Source organism: Chryseobacterium culicis, from assembly GCF_900108365.1.
GTDB classification, from domain to species: domain Bacteria; phylum Bacteroidota; class Bacteroidia; order Flavobacteriales; family Weeksellaceae; genus Chryseobacterium; species Chryseobacterium culicis.
In genome coordinates, this window is sequence record NZ_FNWQ01000002.1 from 151468 (window position 1) to 178156 (window position 26689).

Sequence of the window (26689 nt, forward strand, 5' to 3'; positions counted from 1 at the left end):
ACACAAATGAGAAACGTTATAATTTCTGGATTTATTTTGAATCTTCTTGTAACATTAAAGGCTCAAAATACTTCTACAGATCCTGTTAATACAGTCGATAAAACAATTAGTAACATAATTCCTCCGACTCCGGAATCATTTAAATTTGGGACATTTGGAAATATTGCAACAGGTCTCTTTACTGGGGGGACTAATATTGATATTCCTATTACAGAATTTCATGGAGGTTCGATTAAAATTCCTATTAATATCAATTATGCTAGTAATGGCATCAGAGTAGATGAACTTAACGGGTCTGTTGGTTTGGGTTGGAGATTTATTAACGCAGGAGTAATAACAAGAATAATAAGAGACCTTCCTGACGAAGTAAATTCCACCTCAACAGATACTCCAAATATCGATTTATTGGGATATAATGACCCGACAGTTGTTTCTTATCTAAAAAATTGTAAAAAAGATAATTTTGATTCTGAATTAGATATTTATACTGCAAATTTTTGTGGGACAAGCTTAAGTTTTTATATCGAAAGAAATGGGAATATCAGACTTCTTAATAATAATGGCTATAAAATTACAAAACAAAGTGACGGATTTACCATAACAGGAACAGATGGTAGTGTTTATTCATTTTTTGATAACGAAAAAACTAGGACAACACAAACGAACTCAGGAATGCATCGTGAGATATATGTAAACACAACAGCGTGGTATTTAACAAAAATAGTTGATACAAATAATCATCAAGTGAATATAGAGTATTATGATCAAAATTTTCAAAGTACCATTGCACAGTCTCAGACGATGATTTATACAAAGACGGCACAACAAAAATATTCTAATCCATCAAATGATCCTAATTCAGTCGCGTGTTCTACGTATTGTAATGTAAATAATTATATAATCACCCCGGATATTGGATTAATATCGGAAACAAATCAGATAACATTTGGAAAACAAATTAAAAAAATTTATGATGAAACTTCTGAAATTAATTTTGAATATGAAGCACAACAAGATGATTTTGGATTATTAAAAAGGGTAGCGAAATATCATAATAATGAAATTATTGAAGACTTTAATTTGATTTATAAAAAAAATGCCAAGAATAGAATATTTTTAAGCTCTTTAAATAACATTAAGAACAATTCAAAATATTCTTTTGATTACTATAGTTATGAGTCAGTACCAGCTAGGTTAAGTTTTAGCAGAGATAAGTGGGGATATTTTAACGATCAGTCTAATTCCAGTTTAATTCCTCAAATTTTCACATCTGCGCAGAGTAATTTACCTCAATATATTAATTATTCTGGAGCCAATCAGGAAATAAATACAAGTACTAATTATTATGGATTATTGCAAAAGATAACCTATCCTACAGGAGGAAATACAACCTTGTTTTACGAAACTCCCAAAATAGATACTCAGTACTTTGTGCCAGAATCGGCTTACAATAATAGCGAAGTTATGTTTACATCAACTGATGATCATACTTCTGTAAAAACAAAATCAATTACCATTATACCTGGAGCATCAGGTTATGCACATATTACAGCTGCAAACGATGTAAAACTGGATGGAGGTTGCTACAATTCAAATCTGACCACTACCCAGAAACAAAATACCTCTGTAACAGTATTTGATCAAACTAATACTCCTCAAATAATTTATAAGCAAAGTCTTACCTATGGTATGGTTGAAACAGGAACAGGAGTAACATGTTTAACTGGTACCAGTGATGATGGTTATGTTTATCTCCAAAAAGACCAACCTTATAAGTTTGAATTAAGGGCTGGTTGGTTCTGTTCAATTGCTAATGCAACGATCTTCTATCCTGCAGGTGAAACACCTGCTCATATGGAAACTATTAATAAACCAGTTGGTGGGTTGAGAGTATCCAAAACTATTGATACTTCTAACTCGGGAGATGAAATAACAAAATTATATAAATATAACAAATTAGATGGCACTCCATCTATTAAAGTAAACAGAGATCCTGTTTTCTCTGAAATTAATAATACTATCTCATATTGTGAAGGAAGCCAGTGTAGCGGACCCGTTCTCCCAATACAGTATTATTCAATTACATCTTCCAACTTAAATCAATATGGTTCTTTTGAACCGGATGTTTGCTATGATACTGTAATTGAAGATTTAGGGCAAAAAGGAAAAATTGTTCATAAGTTTATTACTGATAATGATGAAACAGGAAGTATTAATGGATCAGAAATTTTATCCGCTCCAAGATCAAATACTGCCTGGAATAACGGAATAGAATATCTCACACAGTATTATAAAGATGATACTAAGGTAAAAGAAATTGAGAAGATTTACTTTGAGTCACCTTTTAGTAAATTTGAAACATTTTCATTAGCAACCAGAAAGAAATACGAACTTCTGATAGCTTTTGGAGGCGTGGGCGAATTTGATAATCTTGATCTGGTTTTATACAAAAACATCAGTCGTTTTACTTATCTGCAATCTCAAAAAACTACAGATTATTTCAATGGCACTCCAGTTCTGACACAAACTGATTATTTCTATAATAATCCATCCCATTATCAGCTTAATAAACAAAAGACGACTTTCCCAGATGGTACTATAAATGAAACCAATTATCAATACGCTCACGAAAAAGGAAATCAGAAGCTTATTAATGCTAATATGATTGGCATTCCCTTAGAGACAGAAGTAAAGAAAAACTTGAATACTGTATCAAAGACGGAAACGAAGTATGATAATCCATTAAATTTACTTCCAAGCTCTGTAGTATCTACCGATTTGCAAAACACCCAAACCACAGAAATAACGTATGATCAATACGATTCTAAAGGAAATCTTCAACAGTATACTACAAAAGACGGTATCTCAACAACAATTATCTGGGGTTATAACCAAACGCAGCCTATTGCTAAAATAGAAAACGTAAAAATAGCAGCCATCCAGCAGCCAATCATTGATGCCCTTGTTAATGCTTCCAATACAGATGCTGCAGCAGGCAGTAATAATGATGAAACGAATCTGCTTACAGCATTTAACAATTTTAAAAACACGCTGCCTGGTTATCAGATTACAACCTACAGCTACGATCCTTTAATTGGAGTCAGAAGCATCACCCCGCCTTCAGGCATTAGAGAAAATTATATTTATGATTCTGCAGGTAGACTTCAGAAGATAGTAGATGTAAATGGCCAGATTATAAAGGAGATGAAATACAACTACAAACAATAAAACTATAACAAAATGAAAAAAATAAATATTTCCATAAGTACATTGTTTGTAGTGGGCTTACTTCACGCACAAATAACACCGAGCATAACGGAAAACTATATCTTCAGCAAAACCTGTCTGAGTGCAGATTGTGTAAAGAACACCTTAACCGTTCAGTATTTTGACGGATTAGGAAGACCAAAACAGATCATCAATGCATTAGCATCGCCTACCGGGAAAGATGTGGTTACCCCTATTGAATATGACCAGTTTGGAAGACAGACGAAAGAATATCTGCCTGTGCCCCAGATGGGGACTTCTAATGGGGCTATTTACTCAGGGCCACTGGGAGTATATCCCAATACGTATGGTTCAGAAAAGATCTATTCTGAAAAAGTGCTGGAAAACTCACCTTTAGACAGAATTCAGCAGCAGATTCAGGTGGGTAATGATTGGAGTACTAAACCTGTTAAATTTGAATATGATGCTAATGGTGTGAATGAAGTGTATCAGTTCACCACTGCCACTACCTGGGAAAATGGAGCAACGAAAAGTAAACTAAGTTTATCTCCGGCAACAATCTATGCCCCTGGTCAGCTTTATAAAAATTCGGTAAAAGATGAAGATGGAAATGAAACGATAGAATTTAAAAATGGAAGAGGTCAGGTTTTATTGGTAAGAAAAGTGAAGAGTTATGCAGAACATATAGACACTTACTATGTTTATAATGAGTATGACCAGCTTTCTTTTGTGATCCCTCCCAAAGCTGTGCATCAGGCAATTACGGATGACTTACTGAATAATTTATGTTACCAGTACCGTTATGACGGAAAGGGAAGATTGGTAGAAAAGAAACTTCCTGGCAAGGATTGGGAATTTATGGTGTATGATAAGGCAGACAGGATGATCCTATCCCAGGATGCGAATTTAAGAAAATCTTTCGACTGGATCATCTATAAATACGATGTGCTGGGAAGACCTATCTATACAGGAATTGTAAAGTCTAATAATACCAGAATCGGGATGCAGAACCAGATCCTTGGGGGAGCTATTATTGAAGGCAGAGATAACACCCCTCTGACGGCAAACGGAATGCCTTATTATTATACCAATATGCATTGGGGATTGAATACCCTTTTATCTGTTACCTATTACGATTCTTATCCCCAGCAGTATGGCTTCAATCCCCCTGTTCCTTCCAGTATTTTGGGAGAGCCTGTATTGACGGATACAACTACTGCTGATGGAAGAAGTACCAAAGGACTTCCTGTTTTAAGTCTTGTAAAAAACGTTGAGGATGACAGCTGGACAAAAACCTATACCTATTACGACAGGAAAGGAAGAGTGATTGGAACCCATTCTATCAATCATTTGGGAGGGTATACCCATACAGAATCCAAGCTTGATTTTGCAGGCTTGCCACAACAAACCATTACCCGCCATAAGCGTTTAAATTCTGATACGGAAAGAGTTATTACCGAAACTTTTGAATACGATCACCAAAACAGATTATTGGTACACAAGCATCAGATAGATGGTAATGCCACAGAAATTTTAACCCAGAATACCTATAATGAAATTTCTCAGCTTTCTGGTAAAAAAGTAGGAGGAACAGATCTTTCCAATCCATTGCAGAATATTAGCTATGCCTATAACATCCGTGGATGGATGACCAAAATTAACGATCCTAAAAACTTAGGAGCAAACCTTTTTGGATATGAAATAAAATACAACAAAGTAGAAGGTCTGGAAGTTCCCAATACAGAATATCCCAACCACAAGGTGCAACCTAAATACAACGGAAACATCGTAGAGGTTGATTGGAAAACAGCCACAGATTCCAATGGTAATCTGAGAAGGTATGGTTATGTATATGATACCCTGAACAGGCTTACCGCAGGTTTTTATCAAAAAGATAGCAACCCTTCCGGTAAAGAATACAATGAACTTATGGCTTATGATGTGAATGGAAATATCCTGAATCTGGTAAGAACACAGGAAGCCCTTCCAGGCAGTGCTACCGCTGTAGTGATTGATAATCTGGTGTATACTTACACGGGAAATAAACTTAATAATGTATCAGATGCCTACCTTAATAATACGGGATATCCTGTAGGAGGAAATGAAATTTCATATGACAGCAATGGAAATATGACCAGCCATATGGATAAAGGAATTTCTTCCATCCAATATAATTATCTAAATTTACCTGAAAAAATTACCCAAAACTCTAAAGTAACGGATTATACTTACAGAGCAGATGGAGTAAAAGTAAAAAAGATCTTTGATACAAAAGCTACAGATTATCTGGATGGTTTCCAGTATGAAAACTCTACATTGAAATTCTTCCCAACCTCAGAAGGATATTTTAATGTTGAGACTGGAAAGTATGTGTACAATTACACCGATCACCTTGGAAACATCAGGCTAAGTTATGCTAAGAACGGTGCAGGAACAGAGATCATTGAAGAAAGTAATTATTATCCGTTTGGATTGAAACATGAAGGGTATAATGTTTTATTAGGGAATTCTGCATATAAATACAAGTACAACGGCAAGGAGCTTCAGGAAAGTGGTATGTATGATTATGGTGCAAGGTTTTATATGGCAGATATTGGTAGATGGGGCGTCGTAGATCCGCTCGCGGAAACTTCACGTCGTTGGTCTCCATATAATTATGCTTATAATAATCCGATTAGATTTATTGATCCTGATGGGAGATCAAACCAAGACATCATTAAAGTAAATTCTCAAGGTTATGTTCAAGAGATTATCCCTCAAGAAGGTCCTCATGTTGTTCAGGATATGGAGGGTAATCAATTAAATTTAAATGATCCTGCAAATGATCAACAACAATTGCAAATGGTGGTTGATTTAGCAAATACAATGTCTACCATAGATCTTCAATATGATGGCTTACGTTTATTTACACCATATTCGGCACAGCAGATGGCTGATAATTTTAATCAATTAGGAATAGGAGATATAAAAGATACTTCTCAATACCTTCAGTCATTTGGAGAGCAATCATATATTATGACACCATGGATGCTATATATGGGATCACTAGGAGGTTCAGGAGATTCTTTTGATTTTGCAGATGATATGACATCTGTTGTAGCTGGCGGAGGAAATTATCCTGCTCCGAGTCCTCCCACTGGATTTACTACTGATGGAACAGGTGGATTAGTGAAATTTGAAGGGACTAATACCCTTTATAATGTTTATGATGCGGGTAATTTTATGACAGGAAAGGCTTTTCAAATGATTGGGGCTCCACTAGATGTTTTAAAAAATGGAGCAGATATAAGAAGTAGATATATCTCGCGTCAAGGAGCAGATACTAAGTCTGATCAGGGAGCGGTTACTAACGGATTTAATTATAACAGAGTAGGATGGAAAAAATAAATATCAAAAATTTAGCAATCGTATCTTTTATTATTTTCTTGTTAAATTTTTCAGCATTTATATTAATTGATTTACTAAAATGGCTTAATCCATATTCTTCCTTGAGTAATAGAATAAATTTTTTTATTTTATTTCCTTTGAATGTAATAGGTATATTAATATCAATTATTGTAATAATTAAGAATAGTTTAAGTAAAGGAAATATTATTAACTCTTTATTATGTATTCCTTTACTAGCATTATTATTTTACTTCTTCTTTCTGAAAGGAGTTTATCTAAAGTGAAATTGTAATATTGTGGATATCTTATCTTGCGGATTTGTAATCCTTGAGCAATAATAAAGAACCCACCGCAAAGCGGTGGGTTTTGTGTTTTATAGTAAAGCAAAACTTACTTATAGGCTTTTCTTGCATTAAAATCTCTTATGGTAAGATCAAGAAACCTTGTTACCAGATCTTTGTCTTCTTCGCTCATCTCCTGTATGGCTTCAAATTTTTTCAGAAGTCCCTTATCTTTAATAGCAACTGTTTCATCGTTCAGTAATGCATCACTTGAAACTCCTAAAGCATCGGCAATATTTTTAAGCGCATCGGCAGGCGGAATACTGCTTCCCAGTTCGTAACGGGAAAGGCTTTTATTATTCACCTGAGATTTTTCTGCAAGCTCCGCCTGTGAAAGTCCTTTTTGTTATGTGTATAATCTTATAAGTTCTGCAATAGTCATAAGTGAGATTTTAAAGATTTAAACACCTTATAAATGCGAATTTAAGACAAATAAGAGTAGAATAAAAATATAAATCTCGGATAAGACTTGTTTTGTATTCTCGTAATTGTCACTTTTGGGACAAATATGAGAATGTAATTTTTTTCAAAAATTTTTAAACAATGGAAATCACCGCCATCAAAGAACGCTTAAGCTTATCCGCAATTCTGCAACATTACCACCTTGAACCAAAAAACAAAATGCTTCATTGCTTTTATCACGAAGACAAAACGGCAAGTCTTCAGGTCAATCCGGAAAAGAACTTTTACAAACGCCACAGTTGCGGAAAAACCGGAGACGTGATCCAGTTTATAGAAGATTATGAAAAGATATCCAAGCACGAAGTAATAAAGAAAGCCAAAAGCTTTTTAGTAAATCACGAAAAATCAACCGTTACAGATACGTCAGGTACTGCTAGGCCCATTGGGCAGACGTTAATCTCTGTAGAGAAGTCTGCCCTTTTTTTAGAAAACACCTTTAGCTATTTTAGAAAAGCGCTTTATTGTTCCCCTCCTGCCAAAGAATATACCGGAAAAGGAATTTAGACAACAGTATTTTAGAAATCGGCTACAACTCGGGACAGTTTCATCATGGAGAAAGAAAAACCGAAGAGCTGATCAACAATGCTTTACAAACAAGATTACTACTGGACAAAGGCTTAATAAGCTACAGAACCAAAGAAAAAGCGTATCAGGTTTTTGCCAATAAGTGTATTATTTTTCCTTTGAAGGACAGGAAAAATAGAATTGTAAGCCTTTACGTAAGAAGCATTTTAGAGAAAGGCGGTAAACATTTTTATCTGAAGAACCGCTCGGGAATTTATCCCGGATATCCGAATCCTGAAACTAAAAAACTGATTTTAACGGAAGCGATTATTGATGCAGCTTCGTCGTTGCTTCAAATAAAAAATATTGCCGGAAATTACAGTATTGTAGCCTGTTTTGGAACCAATGGACTGAATGAAGAGATTTTACAGGCAATCAAAGAGCTTAAAGAATTGGAAGAAATTATCTTTTGTTTTGATCAGGACAAAGCCGGAAAGGAAGCTGTAGAAAAGTATGCTGAACTCTTAAAAGACCATCTGTCTTCTAAGCAGACTGGTCTCTTCCTTGGTAAGGAAGCAGTCAAAGATCACCTTCAGACTGCCAGTCTAACGGTCAGGTTCAGCATTGTAGAACTGCCCTGTAATGATGTCAACGAAACCCTGCAGCTTTACAACGAAGAAATATTTACAGAATTATTAGACAGGCGGATCTTTATTTTTTCAGATAAAAATGTGTCAAATACTGTAATCTCCACACAAACAATACAATCTACTGAAAAGAAGATATTACAAAAGCAACAAGTGAAGAAATAGTAAAAAATAGTAAAATCTTAAATCCAATAGATTTTCTTCAACAAGAAAATTTGCTGAAAAATCTAAATCAGCTCATAGAAAAAGCAGGAATTATTGGTGAAGAACAGTCCCGACTGCTTTTATTTTTAACCACGATCAGCTATTTAAATAAAAGTCCTTTGCACGGGATTGTACAGGGAAGAAGGGGTTTTATAACAGGAGCATTTAATTACTATTATGAGTTTTCTGTCGAAGATAAGAAGTACTCTAATCCCAGTTATGATGATAGTTATAAAATCGGTGATACAGTTTTAGTAGAATATAGTGAAAACTTTCCTTTTATAAACAAAATAAAAAATGGAGAGTAGAAAGAAGATTTGTAATTCACCCACTGCGCAAAGTCTCCAGACTTTGAGTTTATAAATAAACTTACCAATAAATAGCAACCCTTGCAAATAGGACAAGGGTTGTTTATAAAGAAGGTTCTATTAATTATATTTCCATCCAATATAATTATCTAAATTTACCTGAAAAAGCTACCCAAAACGCCAAAGTAACGGATTATATTTACAGAGCAGATGGAGTAAAAGTGAAAAAGGTCTTTGACACAAAAACTACAGATTATCTGGATGGTTTCCAATATGAAAACTCTACATTGAAATTCTTCCCAACCTCAGAAGGATATTTTAATGTTGAGACCGGGAAGTATGTGTACAATTATACGGACCATCTTGGAAATGTTAGGCTAAGCTATGCTAAGAATAGGGTAGGAACAGAGATCATTGAAGAAAGTAATTATTATCCTTTTGGATTGAAGCATGAAGGGTATTTTTGTTAGGAAATTCTGCTTATAAATAGAAGTATAATGGTAAGGAGCTTCAGGAAAGCGGAATGTATGATTATGGGGCGAGGATGTATATGGCTGACCTTGGAAGATGGGGTGTTGTAGACCCGTTGGCTGAGAAAATGACTAGGCATAGTCCTTATAATTGTGCTTTTAGTAACCCGGTAATGTATATTGATCCAGACGGAGAGAACCAGATCTTCCTCGTGGACCTAAACCTAGAGTTTTAGCTGTATTTTATCATGGTGGACCTACTGGAGATGGAAAAATAAGAAGTAATACAAAAGATGCTGGAGGAGCAGGAACTAGATATAATGCTACAGCTTCTTATGTTAGATCATTGGGAATGGATTTTAAAGGAGCTATGATATCACCAGTATTAACACAAGGAGCAGGAGTTGAAACAGGAAAAGAATTTTTAGAAAAAAACTACTAAGAAGGAGATATAGTTCTTGTATATGGTTATAATTATGGTGGAGACAATGCAGTAAATTTAGCTGAGGAAGTTTCTAATGTACCTGTTAATACTATGATTATTGTAGATAGCTCAGATGGACCATTAAGAGGGTCAACTGTCGATACATCTATTTCAAATAATGTGAATTCTGCATATGTTTTTTATCAAGAAAATAATTCTGGTGCATATAGTTCATCGAGAGCTTCAGGTTCTTCTTTGGGGTCATCCAGTAACAGTAGTAAAAGAAGTGATGGTGGAAGTAGCAATTCTCCAGGTTCAAGAGGATATAGGCATACTTCTGAAGGAAAAGCAAAAGTTACAAATATAAAATTGAGTGGGAAAATTTAACTCATGGAAATATCCAGACAAAAGCTGGAACTAATATTCAAACAGTAATAAATAAAAGAATAGATGAAGCAAAAAATAGGTAAATTATTAATAGTAACACTTGTTATACTGGCTTTAGTAAGTGTATATTTTTTCATTTATTATTGTAACAATCAAGATGTGAATGAGGTAAAGGTTGAAGGTTACGTTTCAGATTCTAGTAATTCTCAGCCTCTGAAAAATGTTAAGGTGATAATAATAAATGATAGATATGAAAACAATGATGGCTATAAAAATTATGACGAATATTTAGGCCATGATAAAATAGAACTAAAGACTGATAATAAAGGTTATTATTCTACCACGTTAAAAAAGAGTGCTTTTGTGTATGTACATTTACAAAAAGAAGGTTACAAACCTTTTGAAGAAAAAGGACAACAAGCACAAAAATTAATTACTTTTAAAACCAGAATGAATAAAAGTGAATAGTAGCAAGGATTGTTCCCCACCGTTGGCGCGAGCGTTTCGCTCGTGTCCCATTGTTATAATAAAAAGCTATTGCAGTGCAAAGTACAATGGCTTTTTATGTATAAATAAGTTTTACTAATTATATCCTTCATCCAATATAATGTAAGAGAAGTTCTGTATAAAGCAGGATTTAGATATTTAAGAAGTCTTGAATATCTAAATTAGACACAACTCAAAAACCTGAAACAGAAACTTGAAAAATATCTGTCCTAATACGCCACATCAAATTACATAATAAAAATTGTGAATCTCTTTTCAGTTACAATAGTACATTAAAAGCCATTGCATCTGCAATGGCTTTATGTTGACAACAGTTGATCAGAATTTTCTTTCTTTTTAACTTAAGATCTCACATGGTGCTACACAATACACCCAAGGGCATCTTTTAATTCCCGGGGGTGGACAGCATGCTTCAGAGCAGGTTGCCGCTCCGCCATTAATACTCTTCAATTCGTCTCTTGAAATTTTTTTAGAATTTTTCATAGTCAAGTTATTGAGTTAAAAATAAATTATGGCTGGTTTCCACCGCCGCATCCGTCATAAGGCATACACTGCCATTTTCCTCCGATTAAACATAACTGACCGCCTCTGCAGTCAATTCCGCCCTTAATTGTTTTCAATTCCTGTCTTTCGATTTTCTTTAAATTTTTCATAATAATTTTTTAGGTTTAGTTCTATTCGAAATTAGTCAAATTTTATCAACTTATATAGAAATATTATAAAAATTTTTGTGTTTAACTCGTTAAATATGTTGTATTTTTTGTTTATTACACTGAATAAAATAAATTTATTTTATGAATAGATGCATTTAAAGATAAGATGGAAAGAATTCATATAGTTTAATCCTGTCTCAGTAAAATCTTGTCCTGTGACAAGTCCGGTTTCGGTTTGACTTGATACTTTTGGGTAAAAGTTTAATCCACTAAATCTGATACTATTATGAAAAGTCCACTTAAATTATCTGTACTCCTGATTTTAGCCATCGTTTTAGCTGCATCTCAGTTATATGGCCAAAAAGTAAAGCCTTCTGAAAGCGGTTATGCACCTGTTAACGGGATAAAAGTTTACTATGAAGTCTATGGTAAAGGTAAGCCCATTGTATTGCTGCATGGTGCTTTCATGACAATTGATATGAATTGGGGCGAATTAATTCCCGAACTGTCTAAAAATAGAAAAGTAATTGCTCTTGAATTACAGGGACACGGGCATTCTCCATTTTCAGAAAGAAAGCTGTCACATGCTGTTTTAGCAAGTGATGTTACAAAAGTAATGGACTACCTGAAAATTGACAAAGCCGATGTGGCAGGGTACAGTTTTGGTGGTGAAGTCGCTTATCAGCTGGCTATACAGAGTCCTGAAAGACTCGATCAGCTGGTGATTATTTCTTCAACCTATAAAACAAATGGCTGGCTTCCTGAAGTGAATAAAGCATTTGAAGGAATGAAACCGGATCTTTTTACAAACAGTCCTCTACATACGGCCTATAATGCCGTAGCACCGGATAAAACAAAATGGACAAAGTTTCTGGAACAGATGATGGCCTCTGCCGCGCAGCCTTTTGATCTTGGTGATGACCGTATTTCTAAAATCTCAGCACCTGTTTTAATCATTGCCGGTGATAATGACGGGCTGGATAAAATAGAGCTGGCCAAAACCTATAAATTATTGGGCGGCGATGTTTTTGCAGATATGGGTGCTATGCCGAAATCTCACCTGGCAATTGCTCCGGGGCAGACTCATGTGAGTCTGATGATGCAGACAGCAATGATCCTGAATTATCTAAACGGTTTTTTGAAATAAATTGATGATGAATATAACATTTGAAGCCGGAATTAATATTGCCATAAAAATTCCAAAAAGTAAATACGAAAAAACGGTCACTTTCTACAGGGATATTTTACTATTAAATGTGGAAGAAAAACCCATAAAGAATCCTACTGTTTCCAGAACACACGAAGTAAAATTTGGCCACAACATTATATGGCTGGACTGTGTGGATAATTACACCCATTCTGAAACATGGTTACAGCTAACAGTTCCTGACGTGGAAACCGCTGCACAATATTTGCTTTCAAATGGTGTGGAAACCTGTGACGAACTTGAAGAACTTCCGGATAATATGAATTGGATTACTGATCCTGCGGGTACAGTGTTCAATTTGCAGGAAAATCATAAATAGACAAAAAATTAGCAAGCCTGGCTGCAGAGCTAAATTATATTGGGAAGATTGTGTATTTTTAATACCTTTAGCCATCAATCATACAATTTAAAAAATAGCCATGAAGACGAAATCATTTACTTGCCTTGTAACCATTTTTTTCCTGGTCCTGAGCGCTGCCGCATTTTCACAGAAAACAGCCGCATTAAATGCTGTACTGGATAAAAACTCAGAATTTGTGTTTCCGCAGACTGCCGATAAAATTTCAAAAGCACTGAATGTAAAAACTGTTTTTTATGAAGATGCCAATGAAGAGAAATATGCAAAGTGGCCAATGAAAACGGGGCTTGAGCTGTACTGCAGTCTGGGAAAGAACAATACTGTTAATGAAATGTTCTTTACAGCGTCAGACAACAAACTTCTAGTGATAGAAGGACTGCCTTTTGGTCTTATCCTAAATAAAACCTCATTACAGGATAGCAAAAACAGATTCAGTAAATACCATGCGAAAGCACAGAAACTGGGTGCTGACAGTGAATTTCCTGGAGGCTCAAAACTGGTGTTTAAGAAAGGAAAGCATTATGCAACGTTGCTTTTCGATAGTAAAAACCTGTTAAAATCATTAAGCTTAACTCCGGAACTTATTGATCCGGCAGCCAATTAATCATCGGCAAACCTTAATATAGTAGTGAATCCGTCATTTTCTGACGGATTTTCTGTTGCAGGAAAAATGGGACTTTTTACAGATTTATATCGTTAATCCATGGTTGTTTTTCACCTCAGCCATCACAAAAGTACTGTGAGTGCTTCCGATAGAATCCACAGATCCCAGTTTATTGAATACAAAATCCTGATAATGCTTCATATCCCGTACCTGAACTTTCAGAAGGAAATCAAAATCTCCGGAAATATTGTAGCACTCTGCAACTTCTTCAATTTCTAAAATCTCTTTCACAAAATCATAGCCCACAGATCTGTCATGAATTTTCAGTTTGATCTGACAGAAAACCGTAAATCCACGGTTAAGTTTTTCAGCATCAAGAACTGCAGCATATCTTTTAACAAAACCATCCTGTTCCAGTCTTTTCACTCTTTCAAAAACAGGGGATGTGGAGAGATTAACTTCTTTTGCCAGCTCTTTAACGGTCAGTTTTGCATTTTTCTGGAGCAGCCTGAGCAGCTGTACATCCTTATCATCGAGTTGTTCCACAGAATATTATTCTTTTAAAGAATTAAAACAAACAAATGTAAAGTATTTTATTCTTTTATCGGAATATATAATAGTTTAATTTGCTTAATTATGAGGTTTTTATTGTGTTTTTATTCTGTATTGCTAATTTTACACAAAATTAAAAGCTTTTACCGGTAACGGTTGTTAAAGGTAAAGGTACCGTTCTTTATAGATTCTTCATCAAACAGGAAAGGTTTTACTTAAGGTAGATTAATAGGGAATCGTGTGAAAATCACGAGCTGTCGCGCAACTGTAAGTAACACACCAAAGGTTTCTGTCCTAGCATATCCACTGCCAAAAGCGGGAAGGATGACGGAAGCTGTTACAAGTCAGGAGACCTGCCTTTACTGAATTGACAATGCTTTCGCGGTCTGAAGCTTTGGGTCATACAGATAATATATCAGATTGATGTGTTTCTTTACAAAGGAAATGCTTTCTATGCTATATTTCTGATTTCCTGAAATTTATTCCGCTCAACATGCCGAAGCATTATAAAGAACTTTCTGATAAGTTTAATTAAAAAGTTTAAAAAATGCAAACTCACATTCTGGGCTATCCGCGGATTGGTAGCAAAAGAGAACTCAAAAAAGCCTGCGAGCAGTATTGGTCAGGTAAAATCCTTCTGGAAGAACTTTTGAATACAGGAAGAAATATCTGTAATCAAAACTGGAGTATCCAGAAAGAAGCGGGAATAGATCTTATTCCATGTAACGATTTTTCTTATTATGATCAGGTATTGGATATGAGCCTTGTGGTAGGAGCAATTCCGGCGCGTTATCATGAAGTTGCCCTTAAAAAGAACAGTTCTGAGCTGGATCTCTATTTTGCTATGGCAAGAGGATATCAGAAAGATGGATTGGACATCACCGCAATGGAAATGACCAAATGGTTTGATACCAACTACCACTACATTGTTCCGGAATTTTACAGAAACCAGCAATTTAAAGTAAGTTCAGATAAAATCTTCAATGAATTTGCAGGAGCCAAACAGGCTGGAATCAATCCAAAGCCAGTTATCATCGGGCTTGTATCCTATCTGTTATTAGGAAAAGAAAAAGAAGATGGATTTGATAAACTGGATCTTGCCGGAAATCTTCTCCCTGTCTATACAGAGATTTTAACCAAACTGCAGGATCAGGGAGCGGAATGGATTCAGTTTGATGAACCTTTTCTGGCAATGGATTTAACAGAGAATGCAAAAAAGACTTATGTTTCTGTATATGCTGAAATCAGAAAGCGTTTCCCCAAGCTGAAGTTTATTGTTGCCACTTATTTTGACGGATTAAAAGATAATACACCGCTCGCCGTTTCCCTTCCGGTGAATACATTACATATTGACCTGGTAAGAAATCCTGAACAGCTGGATGATGTTTTACATGGTATTCCTGAAGGCTTAAGTCTTTCATTAGGCATAATTGACGGGAGAAATATCTGGAAAAATGATTTTGAAAAATCATTGTCCTTCATCAGAAAAGCTGCAGAAAAATTAGGTTCTGAAAGAATTTTGATTGCACCGTCATGCTCGTTGCTGCATTCTCCGTGTGATCTTGATTTTGAAACCACACTTAATCCCGAAATTAAAAACTGGCTGGCCTTTGCCAAGCAGAAAGTGGCAGAAGTGGTAGCGCTTAAAGAACTTGCATCAGGAACAGAAAATGAACAGATTCTTGAAGTGTTTGAGGAGAATAAAAAAGCGATTGAAAGCAGAAGAACTTCTTCTCTTATTCATAATGACGAGGTGAAGCAAAGAGTAAATGCGGTTACAGAAAAAGACGCTCAAAGAATCAATACCTTCAAAATCCGTAAGGAAAAACAGCAAAAGGTACTTCAGCTTCCTTTATTTCCAACCACAACCATCGGATCATTTCCGCAAACTGAAGAAGTAAGAAGCTGGAGGGCTCAGTTCAAAAAAGGTGCTCTAACGGCAGAACAATATGATACTTTGCTGAAAGAAGAAACGAAAAGAACCATCCGCTGGCAGGAAGATATCGGAATTGATGTGCTGGTTCACGGAGAATTTGAGCGTAATGATATGGTAGAGTATTTCGGAGAGCAGCTGGAAGGATTCACATTTACCAAAAATGGCTGGGTACAAAGCTACGGAAGCCGCTGTGTGAAGCCTCCTGTAATTTTTGGTGATGTTTCCCGACCTGCTCCCATGACGGTATATTGGTCTCAATACGCCCAATCCCAGACTGAAAAATGGGTAAAAGGAATGCTGACGGGTCCTGTTACGATTTTACAGTGGTCTTTTGTGCGTGATGATCAGCCTCGTTCAGAAACATGTAAGCAGATTGCACTGGCGATCCGTGATGAAGTAGTGGACCTGGAAAAGGCAGGTATCAGAATTATTCAGATTGACGAACCGGCTATAAGAGAAGGACTTCCGTTAAGAAAAACAGACTGGCAGAATTATCTGAAATGGGCCGTAGAAGCCTTCAGAATTTCAGCAAGTGGAGTAGAAGACGCTACCCAGATCCATACGCATATGTGTTATTCAGAATTCAATGATATTATTGAAAATATTGCTGATATGGATGCAGACGTAATTACCATAGAATGTTCCCGCTCTCAGATGGAATTGCTGAATGCTTTTGCAGATTTCAGATATCCGAATGAAATTGGTCCCGGAGTCTATGATATTCACTCACCAAGAGTTCCGTCAAAAGAAGAAATGATCGAACTGTTGAGAAAAGCGCAGCATGTAATTCCTGCCGGTCAGCTTTGGGTAAATCCGGACTGCGGACTGAAAACAAGACACTGGGATGAAACTGAAAAAGCTTTAATCGCAATGGTTGCTGCTGCTAAAGAAGCTTCTGTAGAATATGCACTTTAGAAAATCTTAGAAATAATCAGATACAATCAACAGGATCGTGCCATGATATTCATGGCACGATTTATTATGGTCATTCTTTGAAAATGGATGAGAAAAGCGTTTTTCTACTGACGGTGTTCATTTGAACTATTTTGCCTGTAATGTGCTTGGAGCATAGCCAAACTGCTTTTTAAAGGCAAAGGAGAAATGGGATAAATTTTCAAATCCCAGATCCAGATAAATATCAGTTACAGATCGTCCTTTCTGGGAAAGCAGAAAATGAGCCTCCTTTAATCTTCGAAGCTGCAGCCACTGTCTTGGCGGAATACCAAATATTTTCTGAAAGTCTCTTTTGAATGCAGATAAACTTCTTCCCGTTAAATAAGCAAAACGCTCTACATTGACATTGAAATGAAAATTTTTATTCATAAAAGCTTCAATATCTATTTTATAAGGCTCTGAAAAATCAAATAAGATATCCTTAAGACCTGGATCATAATTGAGCAGCAGCAGTAAAGCTTCCTTCTGCTTAAGCCTGAGAATTTCTTCCGAAGCAGAAAGATCTTCATATGGCAGTAATGAGTACATAAAAGAATGTAAAGCCTTTTGCTCTGGTTTTATGTAGGCCGGAACATGATCTTTCCTTTCTGCCTGATATCCATATTCACGGCTGAAATCATGAAGCATTGCGTCGTCAAAATAGATGGATACGGTTCTTACTTCTCCATCTTTTGGAGGATATTTTGCGAATTTCAATAAGCTGTTTTTCCTGGCTGAATAAAGTTCGCCTGCCTTGAATACCGTTTTCGTAATACCGTCATTCAGTTCCATTTCTCCGGAAAGAACCAATCCGAGACTGTGAATTTGCGCAAACTGTTCTCCTTCCCGGAATTCTGAAAAATGACAGGAATAATTAATAGGCAACGGAATTTTATTTTCATTCATATCACAGAGAGGTATTTCTTGAGAGATTCTTATTCAAACTTACAAAACTTTTTTATGATGGGATCTTCAGGTAGAAATTAAATTCCCCAAAGGCCTAGATGTACAGGCTTTGAGGAATACAGCATTATATAAGGATGGCTTTAGGCTCCAGGTACGCTTCCAGACCGAATACTCCAAATTCACGTCCGATACCACTTTGCTTAAAACCTCCGAAAGGAGCGTAAGGATCATGCGCAAATCCGTTAATGCAGATTCTTCCGGCATCAATCTGTGCTGCTACACGTTCTGCGTGTTCTTTATCCGCAGAGCTGATATAAGCGGCAAGACCATAAGTTGTGTCATTGGCGATAGAAATGGCTTCCTCTTCGCTGGTGTAAGGGATAATAGAAAGTACCGGCCCGAAAATTTCCTCCTGCGCAATACGCATATCATTACGAACATTGGTAAAAAGAGTTGCCTTTACGAAATTACCCTTTTCAAGACCTTCAGGCTTTCCTTCACCACCGGCAAGGAGAACAGCTCCTTCTTCCAGTCCCAGACGGATGTAGCTCTGCACTCTTTCAAACTGTTTCGCACTTACCATCGGGCCCACAAGAGTATCTTCATCGTTAGGATTTCCTACTTTTACCTGCTCTGCAGCTTTTTTAGCCAGCTCATTCACTTCATCCAGTCTGTTCTGGGGAACAAGCAGACGGGTAGGGGCAATACAGGCCTGTCCATTATTCATATACGCCCCGAAAACAGCCATCGGGATTGCCTGATTAAAATCGGCATCCTCCAGAATGATATTGGGAGACTTTCCTCCAAGTTCCAGAGTTACTCTCTTCATCGTATCTACAGCGCCTTTTGCAATTGCTTTTCCAGTCTGGGTAGATCCTGTGAAGGAGATTTTAGCAATATCCGGATGCCGGGTAATTTCTGCACCAACTACATTTCCCAATCCATTAACAATATTGAAAACCCCTTGCGGTAAGTCTGCTTCATGAAAGCATTCCGTGAGCAGCTGGGTTTGTACGGCACTCATCTCGCTTGGTTTGATAACAGCTGTACAGCCTGCAGCAATAGCGGTAGCCAGTTTATTACAAATGAAGCTGTTGCTGGCATTCCATGGAGTGATAATTCCTACTACCCCTAAAGACTCAAAACGTACTTTAGAATGGCCTACAGTTCTTTCAAAATCATAAGATTCTAAAGTGTTTATGATAGCTGTAAAGGCAGAAATAGCATTTTGTACGCTCATTCTGCAGAATTGCAATGTGCCTCCATATTCATTAACCATGGCAGAAACCAGTTCATTTTCCCTTTTGCTTACGGCTTCGTGCAGTTTTTTAAGAAGGCTGATTCTTTCTGCTTTTGTTGTTTTCGAGAATGTGGTAAAAGCTTTCTTTGCCGCTGCAATGGCCATTTGGGTATCTTCTTCATTTCCCAGCACTACTTCTCCGGTTTTCTCATTGGTAGTTGGATTGATAAGATCAAACGTTTCTGTTCCTTTTGGAGTTACGAATTCTCCGTTGACGTAAATTTTAGTAATCTGTCTCATTTTGATGATTTTAATACCACAAAGTTCGGCAGAAAGTGAAAAGGCAGGTTTGTTGTATAGCTCAATTTTTCTTTGTTGTATGGTTCATTTTACGGATTGTGCAGTTGTACTTTTTTAATTTTAGACGTGAAAAGATTTTGCCATTCAATAAAATTGACTACTTTTATCATAACCAAGTAAATAACTCGTTTTGAGAACAACTCTTAAACTTATTTTCGCTTAGTATCAGTCTCCGAACCACAGGCTGATCGTTCTTTCGTTTGGGTAACTCTGCCCGAACAGGTTTTCATTTCACCATATTATTTATCGTATTACCCTAAAAATGGGGTTCTGTCTTCTGTTTTGGCTTTGATAACTGCTATTGATTACAAACTGAACTTTGCAGCAAATTATAGCTTAAAAAACGCTTAAAGCTATCAACGGATGTTAATCATCTCCTTTTAATACGTGAATACTATGGAAAAAATCCAACAAAGAATTATAATAAGCACGATCATAAGCGATGAGTATCCAACATATCTGGGAGGTAAAAGCGAAAAATACTCCCTTACTTAAAAAGAAATGCAGCCATTGTAACACCGACAGATTTCAATGCAGTGATAAATTCAGGCTGAATGCCCAGAAAAAGAATATTGATATATGGCTAATTTACCGATGTGTAAAATGCAGCAACACCTATAATATGACTGTTTTTTCAAGAATCAGAACAGAATCCATCAGTAAAGAGCTATTCAGTAAATTTTCGGAAAACAATGCAGAAATTGCCTGGAAGTATGCCTTTTCAAAGGAGATAATGAGAAAAAACAATGTAGAAGCAGATTGGGAAAATGTTGCATATGAAATTCTGTCTCCCAAACTTCCGGTGGAAGATCTTATTAATATGAATGAAGAAATGGTTTTATTTCAAATACACTGTTCCTTTGACTTTAATATGAGCGTTTCAGCACTGATCCGAACATGTTTAGGACTTTCTTCCTCTACATTGAATTTATTGCTTGAATCTGATGCCGTTTATTATAACGAAAGGCCTTTTCAGAAGAAATATAAGTTTAAAAATGATGATGTTATTAAAATCAGCAGGCAGGCTCTGATCAATACTTATCTTATAGGAAAGGAAGATTTATCGCATAATGCTTAAGATGATTAATAATCACAAAAAACCTCCTGATCGGTGATCGGGAGGTTTTTGTTTATTGAAATATGCTCAGTCCCATTTGCTGTGAACAGAAATTGCATATTTTCCGGCTCCGGTAAAGAAAAAGCTTATGCTTACAAGCATGTAGATCACAAGCAGCTCTAAAGCCCAGCCTCCAAACTCATTAAGCTTGAAAATATTAGCAGTTTGTGCCAGAATAATGGCTGTGAAGCAATTGGCTGCAAAAATTAATCCTGCAAGACGTGCCCGGAATCCTGTCATCAGCATTACAGGTGCTGCAATTTCTCCTGCAAACACTCCATAAGCGAAGAATGACGGCAAACCGTGCATCGTCATCATATCTTCAATAAACCCAACTCCGTGGATTAATTTACCGATTCCGTACACCGACATCGGAAATCCGATTGCGATCCTGGTGATAAATAGTCCTAAATCAATGTTCTTTTTCATTTCTTATCATTATTAAAAGTTATATTTTACAAATGCCCCGATATTTTCCAGGGTCTTTTTTCCATTATTAAACTGATCGAAATTGGAAGCCAGTCCGTACATTATTTTATTCTGTTTTACGCCCAGTCTTATGAATTGCAGTCCTCTGGGATATCCGCTGTCATCAAGGTTTCCAATAGCAAGCACACTGAAATATCCTTTACAATTTTCTGTCAGATACGGTGTATATTCAAAAGATATTGACTGTTCCAGAGAAAATCCCTTCTGGTACGTAGTTCCTACGGAGTAGGAGAGAGAATAGGATGATTGAACGATCTTATACTGAAAGATAGGCACTGAAAAATGCCCCAGGGTTCTTCATTCCCAATGCGGCATTAGCGCTTAATCTTTCGGAAAAGCTGTAGGCAAGGGTATTTCTGATAAAGAATATATTTTCTTTGTCCTGGGTATATTCTGTGTCAAATAGTGTGAGATTATTCAGTTTCAGCCTGTCATTTAGCTGATAATTGATATTGTGGATGTAAGTGTAGGAGCGGTGTCCTAACACGAGATCGGGTCTGTAGGAAAGTTTCTGTGCACTCACATCCATAGAAGCGGATGCTAGGGCTGTTATGGCGATAATTTTTGCCTTCATATTTCACTCATTAAATTTCTGTGAGCAAAATTATCCGGGCTGGAGGGGAATAAACTTAAGAAATCTTAAGAAACATCAGACAGGTGTTTTTTTCTCAGATAGCTTAAATATTCTACCGTGATGCCGAGGTAGGAAGCAATCATATACTGAGGAAAACGCTGTTCTATAGTACGGTAAGCAGTGACAAATGTACGGTATTTGGTGTAGGCATCCACGCGTGAATGTTCAAAGGTTCTTTCCTGTAAAGTAACATAGGCAGACTGCATTTTCAGGCGCCAGAATTCAGAGATAGCGGGAACTTCTGTGTATAATAAATCCAGATTGCTTTTACTGATCTGTATGATCGTGGTATCTTCATTAGCCTGTATGAACATTCGTGATGGAAGCCCGCACAGGTAGCTGTAAAGATCATTCACCCACCAGTTTTCAATACCCAGCTGAGTGGTATTTTCCTTCCCTTTTTCATCAATATGATAAGCATACAGGCTGCCTTTTGCAATGAAGCGCATGTGCCTGGAAACCTGTCCTTCACGAAGCAGGTACTCTTTCTTTTTTAGGGAAATGATTTCTAATTTTGAGGTGATACAGGGAATGTCCTGATCTTCTAATGAAACGATTTCTCTAAAGTGTTCTATAAGTTGTGAAAGTATTGTATCTGTATCCGTCATAAAAATTGGTGCGTATAGCTTGGAGAAACAAATTTACGTAAATATTGGATCGCTCAGCTTCAGGAGATGTTTATAAGCAAGAAGACCACAATTTACAGAGTAAATTGTGGTCTTCTTCAACTAAGAACTATTTAACTACGATTCTGTTTTCAAATACCCATAATGCAATGCAGTTTCTTTTCCGAACAAGCTTGAGAAAATGTTCTGAAACTCATGGATATACCTGCATTTTATGGCGTTCCCGTATATTTTCAGACCTTCCAAAATCTTTCTGGAGCTGAGGTCTATGTCGTATTTTATAAAAGATTCCGGTCTTTCGTACCGGATGCTCTGCTCCGAGCTGTATGTTCTTGAAAACCCCAGTTTCTCAAGCCATTCTTCCGTTATTTTAATTGGTTTAATGGATTCTGCCGGAACGGAAATACTTTGAATATCATTTTCAATTTTGACAAAATAATCCTGCTCGACATTGTGAAAGATCTCGGTAATGGTGTAAATCTGGTTTTTGTACTCGACTAAGTTTTTGATTTTTAGATCTGCTACGTTCATAATATTTTGAGTTTTAGTTGATGATATGGTTCTTTATAAATATCAAATAGTATGCCCGGCATTGTATTGTGACGTCCTGTTTTATTCAATAATGGGTTAAATTTTTACTGTAAAAAATTAATAATATGTTAAAATAGCACATGTAGAGGCGGTTTTTCATACAATATTGAAAAAAATATGTGGTATGTGTGTGGTACTAATTTTTTATTCTTGCTTTGGGAATGGCATTAAAAGATGTAAGAAGAAGGGCTATGACAACCGTACTGATAAGGACCGCTATGAAAACATTCCAGGAATAGGCATGAAGAAGATATCCGGTACCGCTACCAAGAATACTTGATCCGAAATAATAAAACAACCAATAAATAGAGGTGGCTGAAGATTTTCCACGTTTCGCATATAACGCAGTCATCTGGCTTGCCATCGTATGAGCGGCGAAAAACGACAGTGTGAAAAGTCCAAGTCCGAAAATAAGGATATATATGTTTTCAGACAGCAGTAATGCAGCTCCAATATTCATAGACAAAATGGATGCTTTAAGAATATTGTTCATGGGAAATCTTTTTGAAAGACGGCCTACTATCATGGTACCGAATACTCCGAAAATATACATTAAGAAAATAAAAGCAATAACAAAATGGCTTAAAGAAAAAGGTTGTGCCTCTAGTCTGAATGTCAGGTAATTATAAACACTTACAAAAACGCCCATCAGTAAAGCTGCAGTACAGTATAAACGAAGCATGTAAGGATTGGTAAGAAAAAACTTCATTTGCTTGACCTTAAGATGGTAGTCTGTTTTCTGCGGATTGAAAAATCTGGATTCCGGGAAAAGTTTCCAGAATATAGCGCCCAGAATGAGACTTTCTACTCCAATCAGAAGAACAGCATTACGCCACCCGAATTCACCTGCAAAGAGTGTGGCCATTATTCTTCCACTCATCCCTCCAATTGTATTTCCGCTAAGATACATACTGATGGCTGCCGGTACTGCCAAAGCATCCACTTCCTCGGTAAGATAGGCAAGGGCAACTGCAGATACTCCGGAAACAACGAAGCCCTTTATTACACCTATGGCAATTAAAAGTGTTAAACTGGGGATCCAGGTAGAAATAATGGTAAGCACTGCAGAAGAAATCAATGAAAAAACCATCAGGCTTTTTCTTGAATAACTGTCAGCTTTAAATGCAAAAAACAATAATCCCAATGCCATTCCTATGGTGGAAGATGATACCAGCAGGGAAGTATCCCCTACAGATACTCCAAACTGTTCTGCAGCCATCGGCAGCATGGGCTGGAAAAGATAGAGCTGTGCAAAAACAGAAAGTCCCGAAAAGAAAATACAAAGTTTTATAAATCGGAAACGTGAACTTCCCTGAATGGCTTTCTCAGATGAATTCATGATTTTTGCAGTTACAGTGCAGAGGTTGAACAGAAAATTTAGTTCTGTAAATTTCCTGATTATTTTCCGAATGTAAAAATTATTATTTCAATGAAAAGTATTGGTGAAACAAATCAGTGCAGCTGCAGGGTGTTGATGTACTCAGAAGGGGTAATGTTTTCCATTTGCTTAAAGACCCTGTTGAAGGTAGACTGGTTAGAGAAGCCTGCTTCTGTATAAATGTACATGAGGGTTACTTTTTCTATATCATTTTCACTGAGAAGTGTTTTTACACAGTCTATTCTGTGCATATTCAGATAATTATTGAAGTTGGGATATCCTTTTGCACGGATTGATTTTGAAATATAGCTGCTGTTGATATCCATTACTGCAGAAAGCTTGGAAATGTTAAAGTTAACATCTTTATACAGCTGCTTTTCCCTCATTACAAGCTCTATTTTCTCAAACAGCTCATCTGCAAATGGTGCTTTTTCTGCTGCAGAAACTGATTGTGCTATGGTATTCCGGTTTTTTTCTTCAATTTCATGGTAAATTTCAACTCTTTTTATCTTATCCTTAAAATAAAGCAGAAGAGATATTACCGCAACGTTGGAAATCATCAGAATTGTATCAGTAATTCTCACATCTTCGGGTCTGTGCACAGGAAATTTAAAACTGAACGTCTTGGAAATAAGATATCCGGCAATAATATTTATCAGTACAAAAATGCTGTAGATAAAAACATATTTTCTCTGAAAGAACACATAGGCAGCCAGAGGAATAGGGATAAGCCAGACAAAGCTTGCTATAGAATTGTTCCAGAAAGCAAGCATAATGTAAAAGTTATAAATTGTTGCAATAACAATATAAGAATGAACTAATACATTCACCGAATACGTTTTGCGTACAATCATATACGTATACACCATCAGAAAAAGCCCTCCGAAGAGATACCAGGCCATAATTTTATCCGGAATGATAAAAGTAAATATCAAACCAAACAGGGCAAGAATAACAGACATCAGAATATTATAATAATACACCAGCTGTCTTTTATACTCTTCAATTTTTATGTCTTTTTCACTAGTCATTTGTGGTAAAAGATAATTTTAAATCATTACAATATACACCTACAACAGTCAAATAGTAAAAAATGACTGGATTAAAATGCTGATTGACAGTTATTTGTGTTTTGATGAGCCGTTTCCGGTTTTTCATTGATTATTCATGAATTTGATTTGTCAGTGAGGATAACTTTGCATCAGCTAGCTCAATAAAAGTTGACAGATGAAATGTCAGTTAACCCCAAATGATTCATTCAATTTTTGAATAAGTCAAATAATTTTAAACAAATATACTAAAATGAAGAAAATAAAATTGACTCTTGCCAGCATTATGATGTGTTTTTCAATGGCTGCATATTCCCAGGTAGGTATTAATACAGATTCACCTAAAGTAACATTACATGTAGAAGGAAAACCAGATGTGGCTACGGCGCCGGATGGAGTTATGGCTCCCAGAGTGACAGGAGATCAGCTCAAAGCAAAAGATGATGTCTACTCAGCCGCACAAACCGGAGCGCTGGTGTATGTAACGCAGGCTGTAACTGCGCCTTCTGTAAAAACGGCAAAGGTAGATAAGGCTGGCTACTACATGTTCAACGGAACTACGTGGAAGTTTGCATTTGGCGGTGCAGATGATGATATTACGATCGGGGACCTGGTCTATTATCATGGAAGCATTCCTGCAGGTACTTCCGGAGCTAATATACTGGCCAGTACCTATCTGACCGATCTTCCTGTATTAGGAGGCTTCCTGAGACTTGATGCGCAGTTCAACAGCAGTTCAGCGGGTACAGGATCGTCTACTACTTTTAATCCGAGGCTTTATAATGCAGGAACTTCAGATGTGAAAATATGGGTTTCGGAAATGTCTACCCATACCGGTGATTCTGATAACGGAAATATTAAATTATCACCGGGAGCCTACAGACAGTTTGATGATGGTGTTTATCTTACCCAGACCCATAATGAGACCGTAACATTTGATATTACCATCCAGGAACCTGAGCCAAGATGGTACAGAGTGTACTACGCATTCCGTGTAGATAACAAATCCACAACAGGAAGCAGTGATGCTACCACTACAGATTCCAATACATCAGACAATACAAGAGAATTATTCCTTTCTGTACAAAGGCTGTATTAACAAGACATCTGACGATTCTGAAAATAAGATGAATTATAAAAATTTACCGGCTCAACAGGTTTGCTGTTTAAAACCTTATGAGATTCGT

25 protein-coding genes, 2 pseudogenes and 1 riboswitch are annotated in these 26689 nt (G+C 36.5%); of the genes and pseudogenes, 14 read left to right on the forward strand and 13 right to left on the reverse strand.

Features of this window, described 5'->3' with window-relative positions:
- Window positions 1–6 precede the first annotated feature (6 nt).
- Window positions 7–3228, forward strand: a complete 3222-nt coding sequence (locus tag BLW74_RS07015; protein ID WP_089690974.1) for a hypothetical protein — start codon at window positions 7–9, stop codon at window positions 3226–3228.
- Window positions 3229–3240: 12 nt separating this feature from the next.
- Window positions 3241–6615, forward strand: a complete 3375-nt coding sequence (locus BLW74_RS07020; protein ID WP_089690976.1) for a DUF6443 domain-containing protein — start codon at window positions 3241–3243, stop codon at window positions 6613–6615.
- A 390-nt stretch (window positions 6616–7005) separates the two neighbouring features.
- On the opposite strand, the pseudogene BLW74_RS07030 reads toward BLW74_RS07020, so the two are convergent.
- Window positions 7006–7290: pseudogene (locus BLW74_RS07030) on the reverse strand (helix-turn-helix domain-containing protein); the annotation flags it as partial.
- Between the two features lie 209 nt (window positions 7291–7499).
- Between BLW74_RS07030 and BLW74_RS22650 the strand changes: the two are divergent.
- The 6 genes and pseudogenes from BLW74_RS22650 (at window position 7500) to BLW74_RS07055 (ending at window position 10830) form a co-directional block, all read left to right on the forward strand.
- Window positions 7500–7922: a CHC2 zinc finger domain-containing protein gene (locus BLW74_RS22650; protein WP_228424808.1), complete on the forward strand. Its 423-nt coding sequence runs from the start codon at window positions 7500–7502 to the stop codon at window positions 7920–7922.
- Complete coding sequence (locus BLW74_RS07040) at window positions 7880–8734, forward strand: toprim domain-containing protein (RefSeq protein ID WP_228424810.1); 855 nt, start codon at window positions 7880–7882, stop codon at window positions 8732–8734. The genes BLW74_RS22650 and BLW74_RS07040 overlap by 43 nt, the downstream gene beginning before the upstream one ends.
- 50 nt (window positions 8735–8784) lie before the next feature.
- Complete coding sequence (locus tag BLW74_RS07045) at window positions 8785–9081, forward strand: hypothetical protein (RefSeq protein ID WP_089690986.1); 297 nt, start codon at window positions 8785–8787, stop codon at window positions 9079–9081.
- Window positions 9082–9212: 131 nt separating this feature from the next.
- Window positions 9213–9745, forward strand: a pseudogene (locus tag BLW74_RS07050) (RHS repeat domain-containing protein); the annotation flags it as partial.
- Between the two features lie 341 nt (window positions 9746–10086).
- Window positions 10087–10362 (forward strand): hypothetical protein, encoded by a 276-nt coding sequence (locus BLW74_RS22220; RefSeq protein ID WP_139265715.1) that lies wholly within the window; start codon window positions 10087–10089, stop codon window positions 10360–10362.
- A 63-nt stretch (window positions 10363–10425) separates the two neighbouring features.
- The gene (locus BLW74_RS07055) at window positions 10426–10830 is read left to right on the forward strand and encodes a hypothetical protein (protein WP_089690988.1); all 405 of its coding nucleotides are present in this window, start codon (window positions 10426–10428) and stop codon (window positions 10828–10830) included.
- 375 nt (window positions 10831–11205) lie between these two features.
- Here the strand turns inward: BLW74_RS07055 and BLW74_RS22375 are convergent, their stop codons facing one another.
- Window positions 11206–11352: a bacteriocin-like protein gene (locus BLW74_RS22375; protein ID WP_167358394.1), complete on the reverse strand. Its 147-nt coding sequence runs from the start codon at window positions 11350–11352 to the stop codon at window positions 11206–11208.
- A 26-nt stretch (window positions 11353–11378) separates the two neighbouring features.
- Entirely contained in the window at window positions 11379–11522 is a 144-nt protein-coding gene (locus BLW74_RS22380; protein WP_002980068.1) for a bacteriocin-like protein, read from the reverse strand.
- Window positions 11523–11808: 286 nt separating this feature from the next.
- On the opposite strand from BLW74_RS22380, the gene BLW74_RS07060 reads away from it, so the two are divergent.
- The 3 genes from BLW74_RS07060 (at window position 11809) to BLW74_RS07070 (ending at window position 13691) form a co-directional block, all read left to right on the forward strand.
- The gene (locus tag BLW74_RS07060; RefSeq protein ID WP_089690989.1) at window positions 11809–12669 is read left to right on the forward strand and encodes an alpha/beta fold hydrolase; all 861 of its coding nucleotides are present in this window, start codon (window positions 11809–11811) and stop codon (window positions 12667–12669) included.
- Window positions 12670–12673: 4 nt separating this feature from the next.
- Window positions 12674–13048 (forward strand): VOC family protein, encoded by a 375-nt coding sequence (locus BLW74_RS07065; RefSeq protein ID WP_228424812.1) that lies wholly within the window; start codon window positions 12674–12676, stop codon window positions 13046–13048.
- A gap of 100 nt (window positions 13049–13148) precedes the next feature.
- A complete protein-coding gene (locus BLW74_RS07070) occupies window positions 13149–13691 on the forward strand; it encodes a hypothetical protein (RefSeq protein ID WP_089690993.1) in 543 nt (180 codons plus the stop codon).
- 84 nt (window positions 13692–13775) lie between these two features.
- Here BLW74_RS07070 and BLW74_RS07075 read toward each other — a convergent pair whose 3' ends face one another.
- Window positions 13776–14237, reverse strand: a complete 462-nt coding sequence (locus tag BLW74_RS07075) for an Lrp/AsnC family transcriptional regulator (RefSeq protein ID WP_089690995.1) — start codon at window positions 14235–14237, stop codon at window positions 13776–13778.
- Between the two features lie 195 nt (window positions 14238–14432).
- A riboswitch (cobalamin riboswitch) is annotated at window positions 14433–14618 on the forward strand.
- A gap of 172 nt (window positions 14619–14790) precedes the next feature.
- Between BLW74_RS07075 and metE the strand changes: the two genes are divergently transcribed.
- Window positions 14791–17094, forward strand: a complete 2304-nt coding sequence (gene metE / locus BLW74_RS07080) for a 5-methyltetrahydropteroyltriglutamate--homocysteine S-methyltransferase (RefSeq protein WP_089690997.1) — start codon at window positions 14791–14793, stop codon at window positions 17092–17094.
- Window positions 17095–17220: 126 nt separating this feature from the next.
- Here the strand turns inward: metE and BLW74_RS07085 are convergent, their stop codons facing one another.
- Window positions 17221–18018 (reverse strand): helix-turn-helix domain-containing protein, encoded by a 798-nt coding sequence (locus BLW74_RS07085; protein WP_089690999.1) that lies wholly within the window; start codon window positions 18016–18018, stop codon window positions 17221–17223.
- Between the two features lie 124 nt (window positions 18019–18142).
- On the reverse strand, window positions 18143–19558 hold the full coding sequence (locus BLW74_RS07090; RefSeq protein ID WP_089691001.1) for an aldehyde dehydrogenase family protein: 1416 nt from the start codon (window positions 19556–19558) through the stop codon (window positions 18143–18145).
- Window positions 19559–20060: 502 nt separating this feature from the next.
- On the opposite strand from BLW74_RS07090, the gene BLW74_RS07095 reads away from it, so the two are divergent.
- Window positions 20061–20696: a DUF1062 domain-containing protein gene (locus BLW74_RS07095; RefSeq protein ID WP_089691003.1), complete on the forward strand. Its 636-nt coding sequence runs from the start codon at window positions 20061–20063 to the stop codon at window positions 20694–20696.
- 66 nt (window positions 20697–20762) lie between these two features.
- Here BLW74_RS07095 and BLW74_RS07100 read toward each other — a convergent pair whose 3' ends face one another.
- The 7 genes from BLW74_RS07100 to BLW74_RS07125 all read right to left on the reverse strand — a co-directional run bounded on the left by BLW74_RS07100 (window position 20763) and on the right by BLW74_RS07125 (window position 25484).
- On the reverse strand, window positions 20763–21164 hold the full coding sequence (locus tag BLW74_RS07100; RefSeq protein WP_089691005.1) for a DoxX family protein: 402 nt from the start codon (window positions 21162–21164) through the stop codon (window positions 20763–20765).
- Between the two features lie 12 nt (window positions 21165–21176).
- Window positions 21177–21500: a hypothetical protein gene (locus tag BLW74_RS22655; RefSeq protein WP_228424814.1), complete on the reverse strand. Its 324-nt coding sequence runs from the start codon at window positions 21498–21500 to the stop codon at window positions 21177–21179.
- A complete protein-coding gene (locus BLW74_RS22660; RefSeq protein WP_228424816.1) occupies window positions 21481–21798 on the reverse strand; it encodes a hypothetical protein in 318 nt (105 codons plus the stop codon). The genes BLW74_RS22655 and BLW74_RS22660 overlap by 20 nt, the downstream gene beginning before the upstream one ends.
- Before the next feature lie 65 nt (window positions 21799–21863).
- Window positions 21864–22466: a Crp/Fnr family transcriptional regulator gene (locus tag BLW74_RS07110; RefSeq protein WP_089691007.1), complete on the reverse strand. Its 603-nt coding sequence runs from the start codon at window positions 22464–22466 to the stop codon at window positions 21864–21866.
- 135 nt (window positions 22467–22601) lie between these two features.
- Complete coding sequence (locus BLW74_RS07115) at window positions 22602–23015, reverse strand: hypothetical protein (protein ID WP_089691009.1); 414 nt, start codon at window positions 23013–23015, stop codon at window positions 22602–22604.
- A 196-nt stretch (window positions 23016–23211) separates the two neighbouring features.
- Window positions 23212–24414: an MFS transporter gene (locus tag BLW74_RS07120; protein WP_089691011.1), complete on the reverse strand. Its 1203-nt coding sequence runs from the start codon at window positions 24412–24414 to the stop codon at window positions 23212–23214.
- A 113-nt stretch (window positions 24415–24527) separates the two neighbouring features.
- On the reverse strand, window positions 24528–25484 hold the full coding sequence (locus tag BLW74_RS07125; RefSeq protein WP_089691014.1) for a helix-turn-helix domain-containing protein: 957 nt from the start codon (window positions 25482–25484) through the stop codon (window positions 24528–24530).
- Window positions 25485–25755: 271 nt separating this feature from the next.
- Between BLW74_RS07125 and BLW74_RS07130 the strand changes: the two genes are divergently transcribed.
- Complete coding sequence (locus BLW74_RS07130) at window positions 25756–26601, forward strand: hypothetical protein (RefSeq protein ID WP_089691016.1); 846 nt, start codon at window positions 25756–25758, stop codon at window positions 26599–26601.
- The last annotated feature ends 88 nt before the right edge of the window (window positions 26602–26689 follow it).

What these genes read in the sequence shown, in the direction of transcription:
- BLW74_RS22650 (WP_228424808.1), top strand. Translation starts at nt 7,500, where the DNA reads ATGGAAATCACCGCCATCAAAGAACGCTTAAGCTTATCCGCAATTCTG.
- BLW74_RS07015 (WP_089690974.1), top strand. Translation starts at nt 7, where the DNA reads ATGAGAAACGTTATAATTTCTGGATTTATTTTGAATCTTCTTGTAACA.
- BLW74_RS07100 (WP_089691005.1), bottom strand. Translation starts at nt 21,164, where the DNA reads ATGAAAAAGAACATTGATTTAGGACTATTTATCACCAGGATCGCAATC.
- BLW74_RS07020 (WP_089690976.1), top strand. Translation starts at nt 3,241, where the DNA reads ATGAAAAAAATAAATATTTCCATAAGTACATTGTTTGTAGTGGGCTTA.
- metE (WP_089690997.1), top strand. Translation starts at nt 14,791, where the DNA reads ATGCAAACTCACATTCTGGGCTATCCGCGGATTGGTAGCAAAAGAGAA.
- BLW74_RS22220 (WP_139265715.1), top strand. Translation starts at nt 10,087, where the DNA reads ATGATTATTGTAGATAGCTCAGATGGACCATTAAGAGGGTCAACTGTC.
- BLW74_RS07070 (WP_089690993.1), top strand. Translation starts at nt 13,149, where the DNA reads ATGAAGACGAAATCATTTACTTGCCTTGTAACCATTTTTTTCCTGGTC.
- BLW74_RS07115 (WP_089691009.1), bottom strand. Translation starts at nt 23,015, where the DNA reads ATGAACGTAGCAGATCTAAAAATCAAAAACTTAGTCGAGTACAAAAAC.
- BLW74_RS07065 (WP_228424812.1), top strand. Translation starts at nt 12,674, where the DNA reads ATGATGAATATAACATTTGAAGCCGGAATTAATATTGCCATAAAAATT.
- BLW74_RS07125 (WP_089691014.1), bottom strand. Translation starts at nt 25,484, where the DNA reads ATGACTAGTGAAAAAGACATAAAAATTGAAGAGTATAAAAGACAGCTG.
- BLW74_RS22375 (WP_167358394.1), bottom strand. Translation starts at nt 11,352, where the DNA reads ATGAAAAATTCTAAAAAAATTTCAAGAGACGAATTGAAGAGTATTAAT.
- BLW74_RS07060 (WP_089690989.1), top strand. Translation starts at nt 11,809, where the DNA reads ATGAAAAGTCCACTTAAATTATCTGTACTCCTGATTTTAGCCATCGTT.
- BLW74_RS07130 (WP_089691016.1), top strand. Translation starts at nt 25,756, where the DNA reads ATGAAGAAAATAAAATTGACTCTTGCCAGCATTATGATGTGTTTTTCA.
- BLW74_RS22380 (WP_002980068.1), bottom strand. Translation starts at nt 11,522, where the DNA reads ATGAAAAATTTAAAGAAAATCGAAAGACAGGAATTGAAAACAATTAAG.
- BLW74_RS07110 (WP_089691007.1), bottom strand. Translation starts at nt 22,466, where the DNA reads ATGACGGATACAGATACAATACTTTCACAACTTATAGAACACTTTAGA.
- BLW74_RS07095 (WP_089691003.1), top strand. Translation starts at nt 20,061, where the DNA reads ATGAGTATCCAACATATCTGGGAGGTAAAAGCGAAAAATACTCCCTTA.
- BLW74_RS07055 (WP_089690988.1), top strand. Translation starts at nt 10,426, where the DNA reads ATGAAGCAAAAAATAGGTAAATTATTAATAGTAACACTTGTTATACTG.
- BLW74_RS07085 (WP_089690999.1), bottom strand. Translation starts at nt 18,018, where the DNA reads ATGAATGAAAATAAAATTCCGTTGCCTATTAATTATTCCTGTCATTTT.
- BLW74_RS22660 (WP_228424816.1), bottom strand. Translation starts at nt 21,798, where the DNA reads ATGAAGGCAAAAATTATCGCCATAACAGCCCTAGCATCCGCTTCTATG.
- BLW74_RS07090 (WP_089691001.1), bottom strand. Translation starts at nt 19,558, where the DNA reads ATGAGACAGATTACTAAAATTTACGTCAACGGAGAATTCGTAACTCCA.
- BLW74_RS07120 (WP_089691011.1), bottom strand. Translation starts at nt 24,414, where the DNA reads ATGAATTCATCTGAGAAAGCCATTCAGGGAAGTTCACGTTTCCGATTT.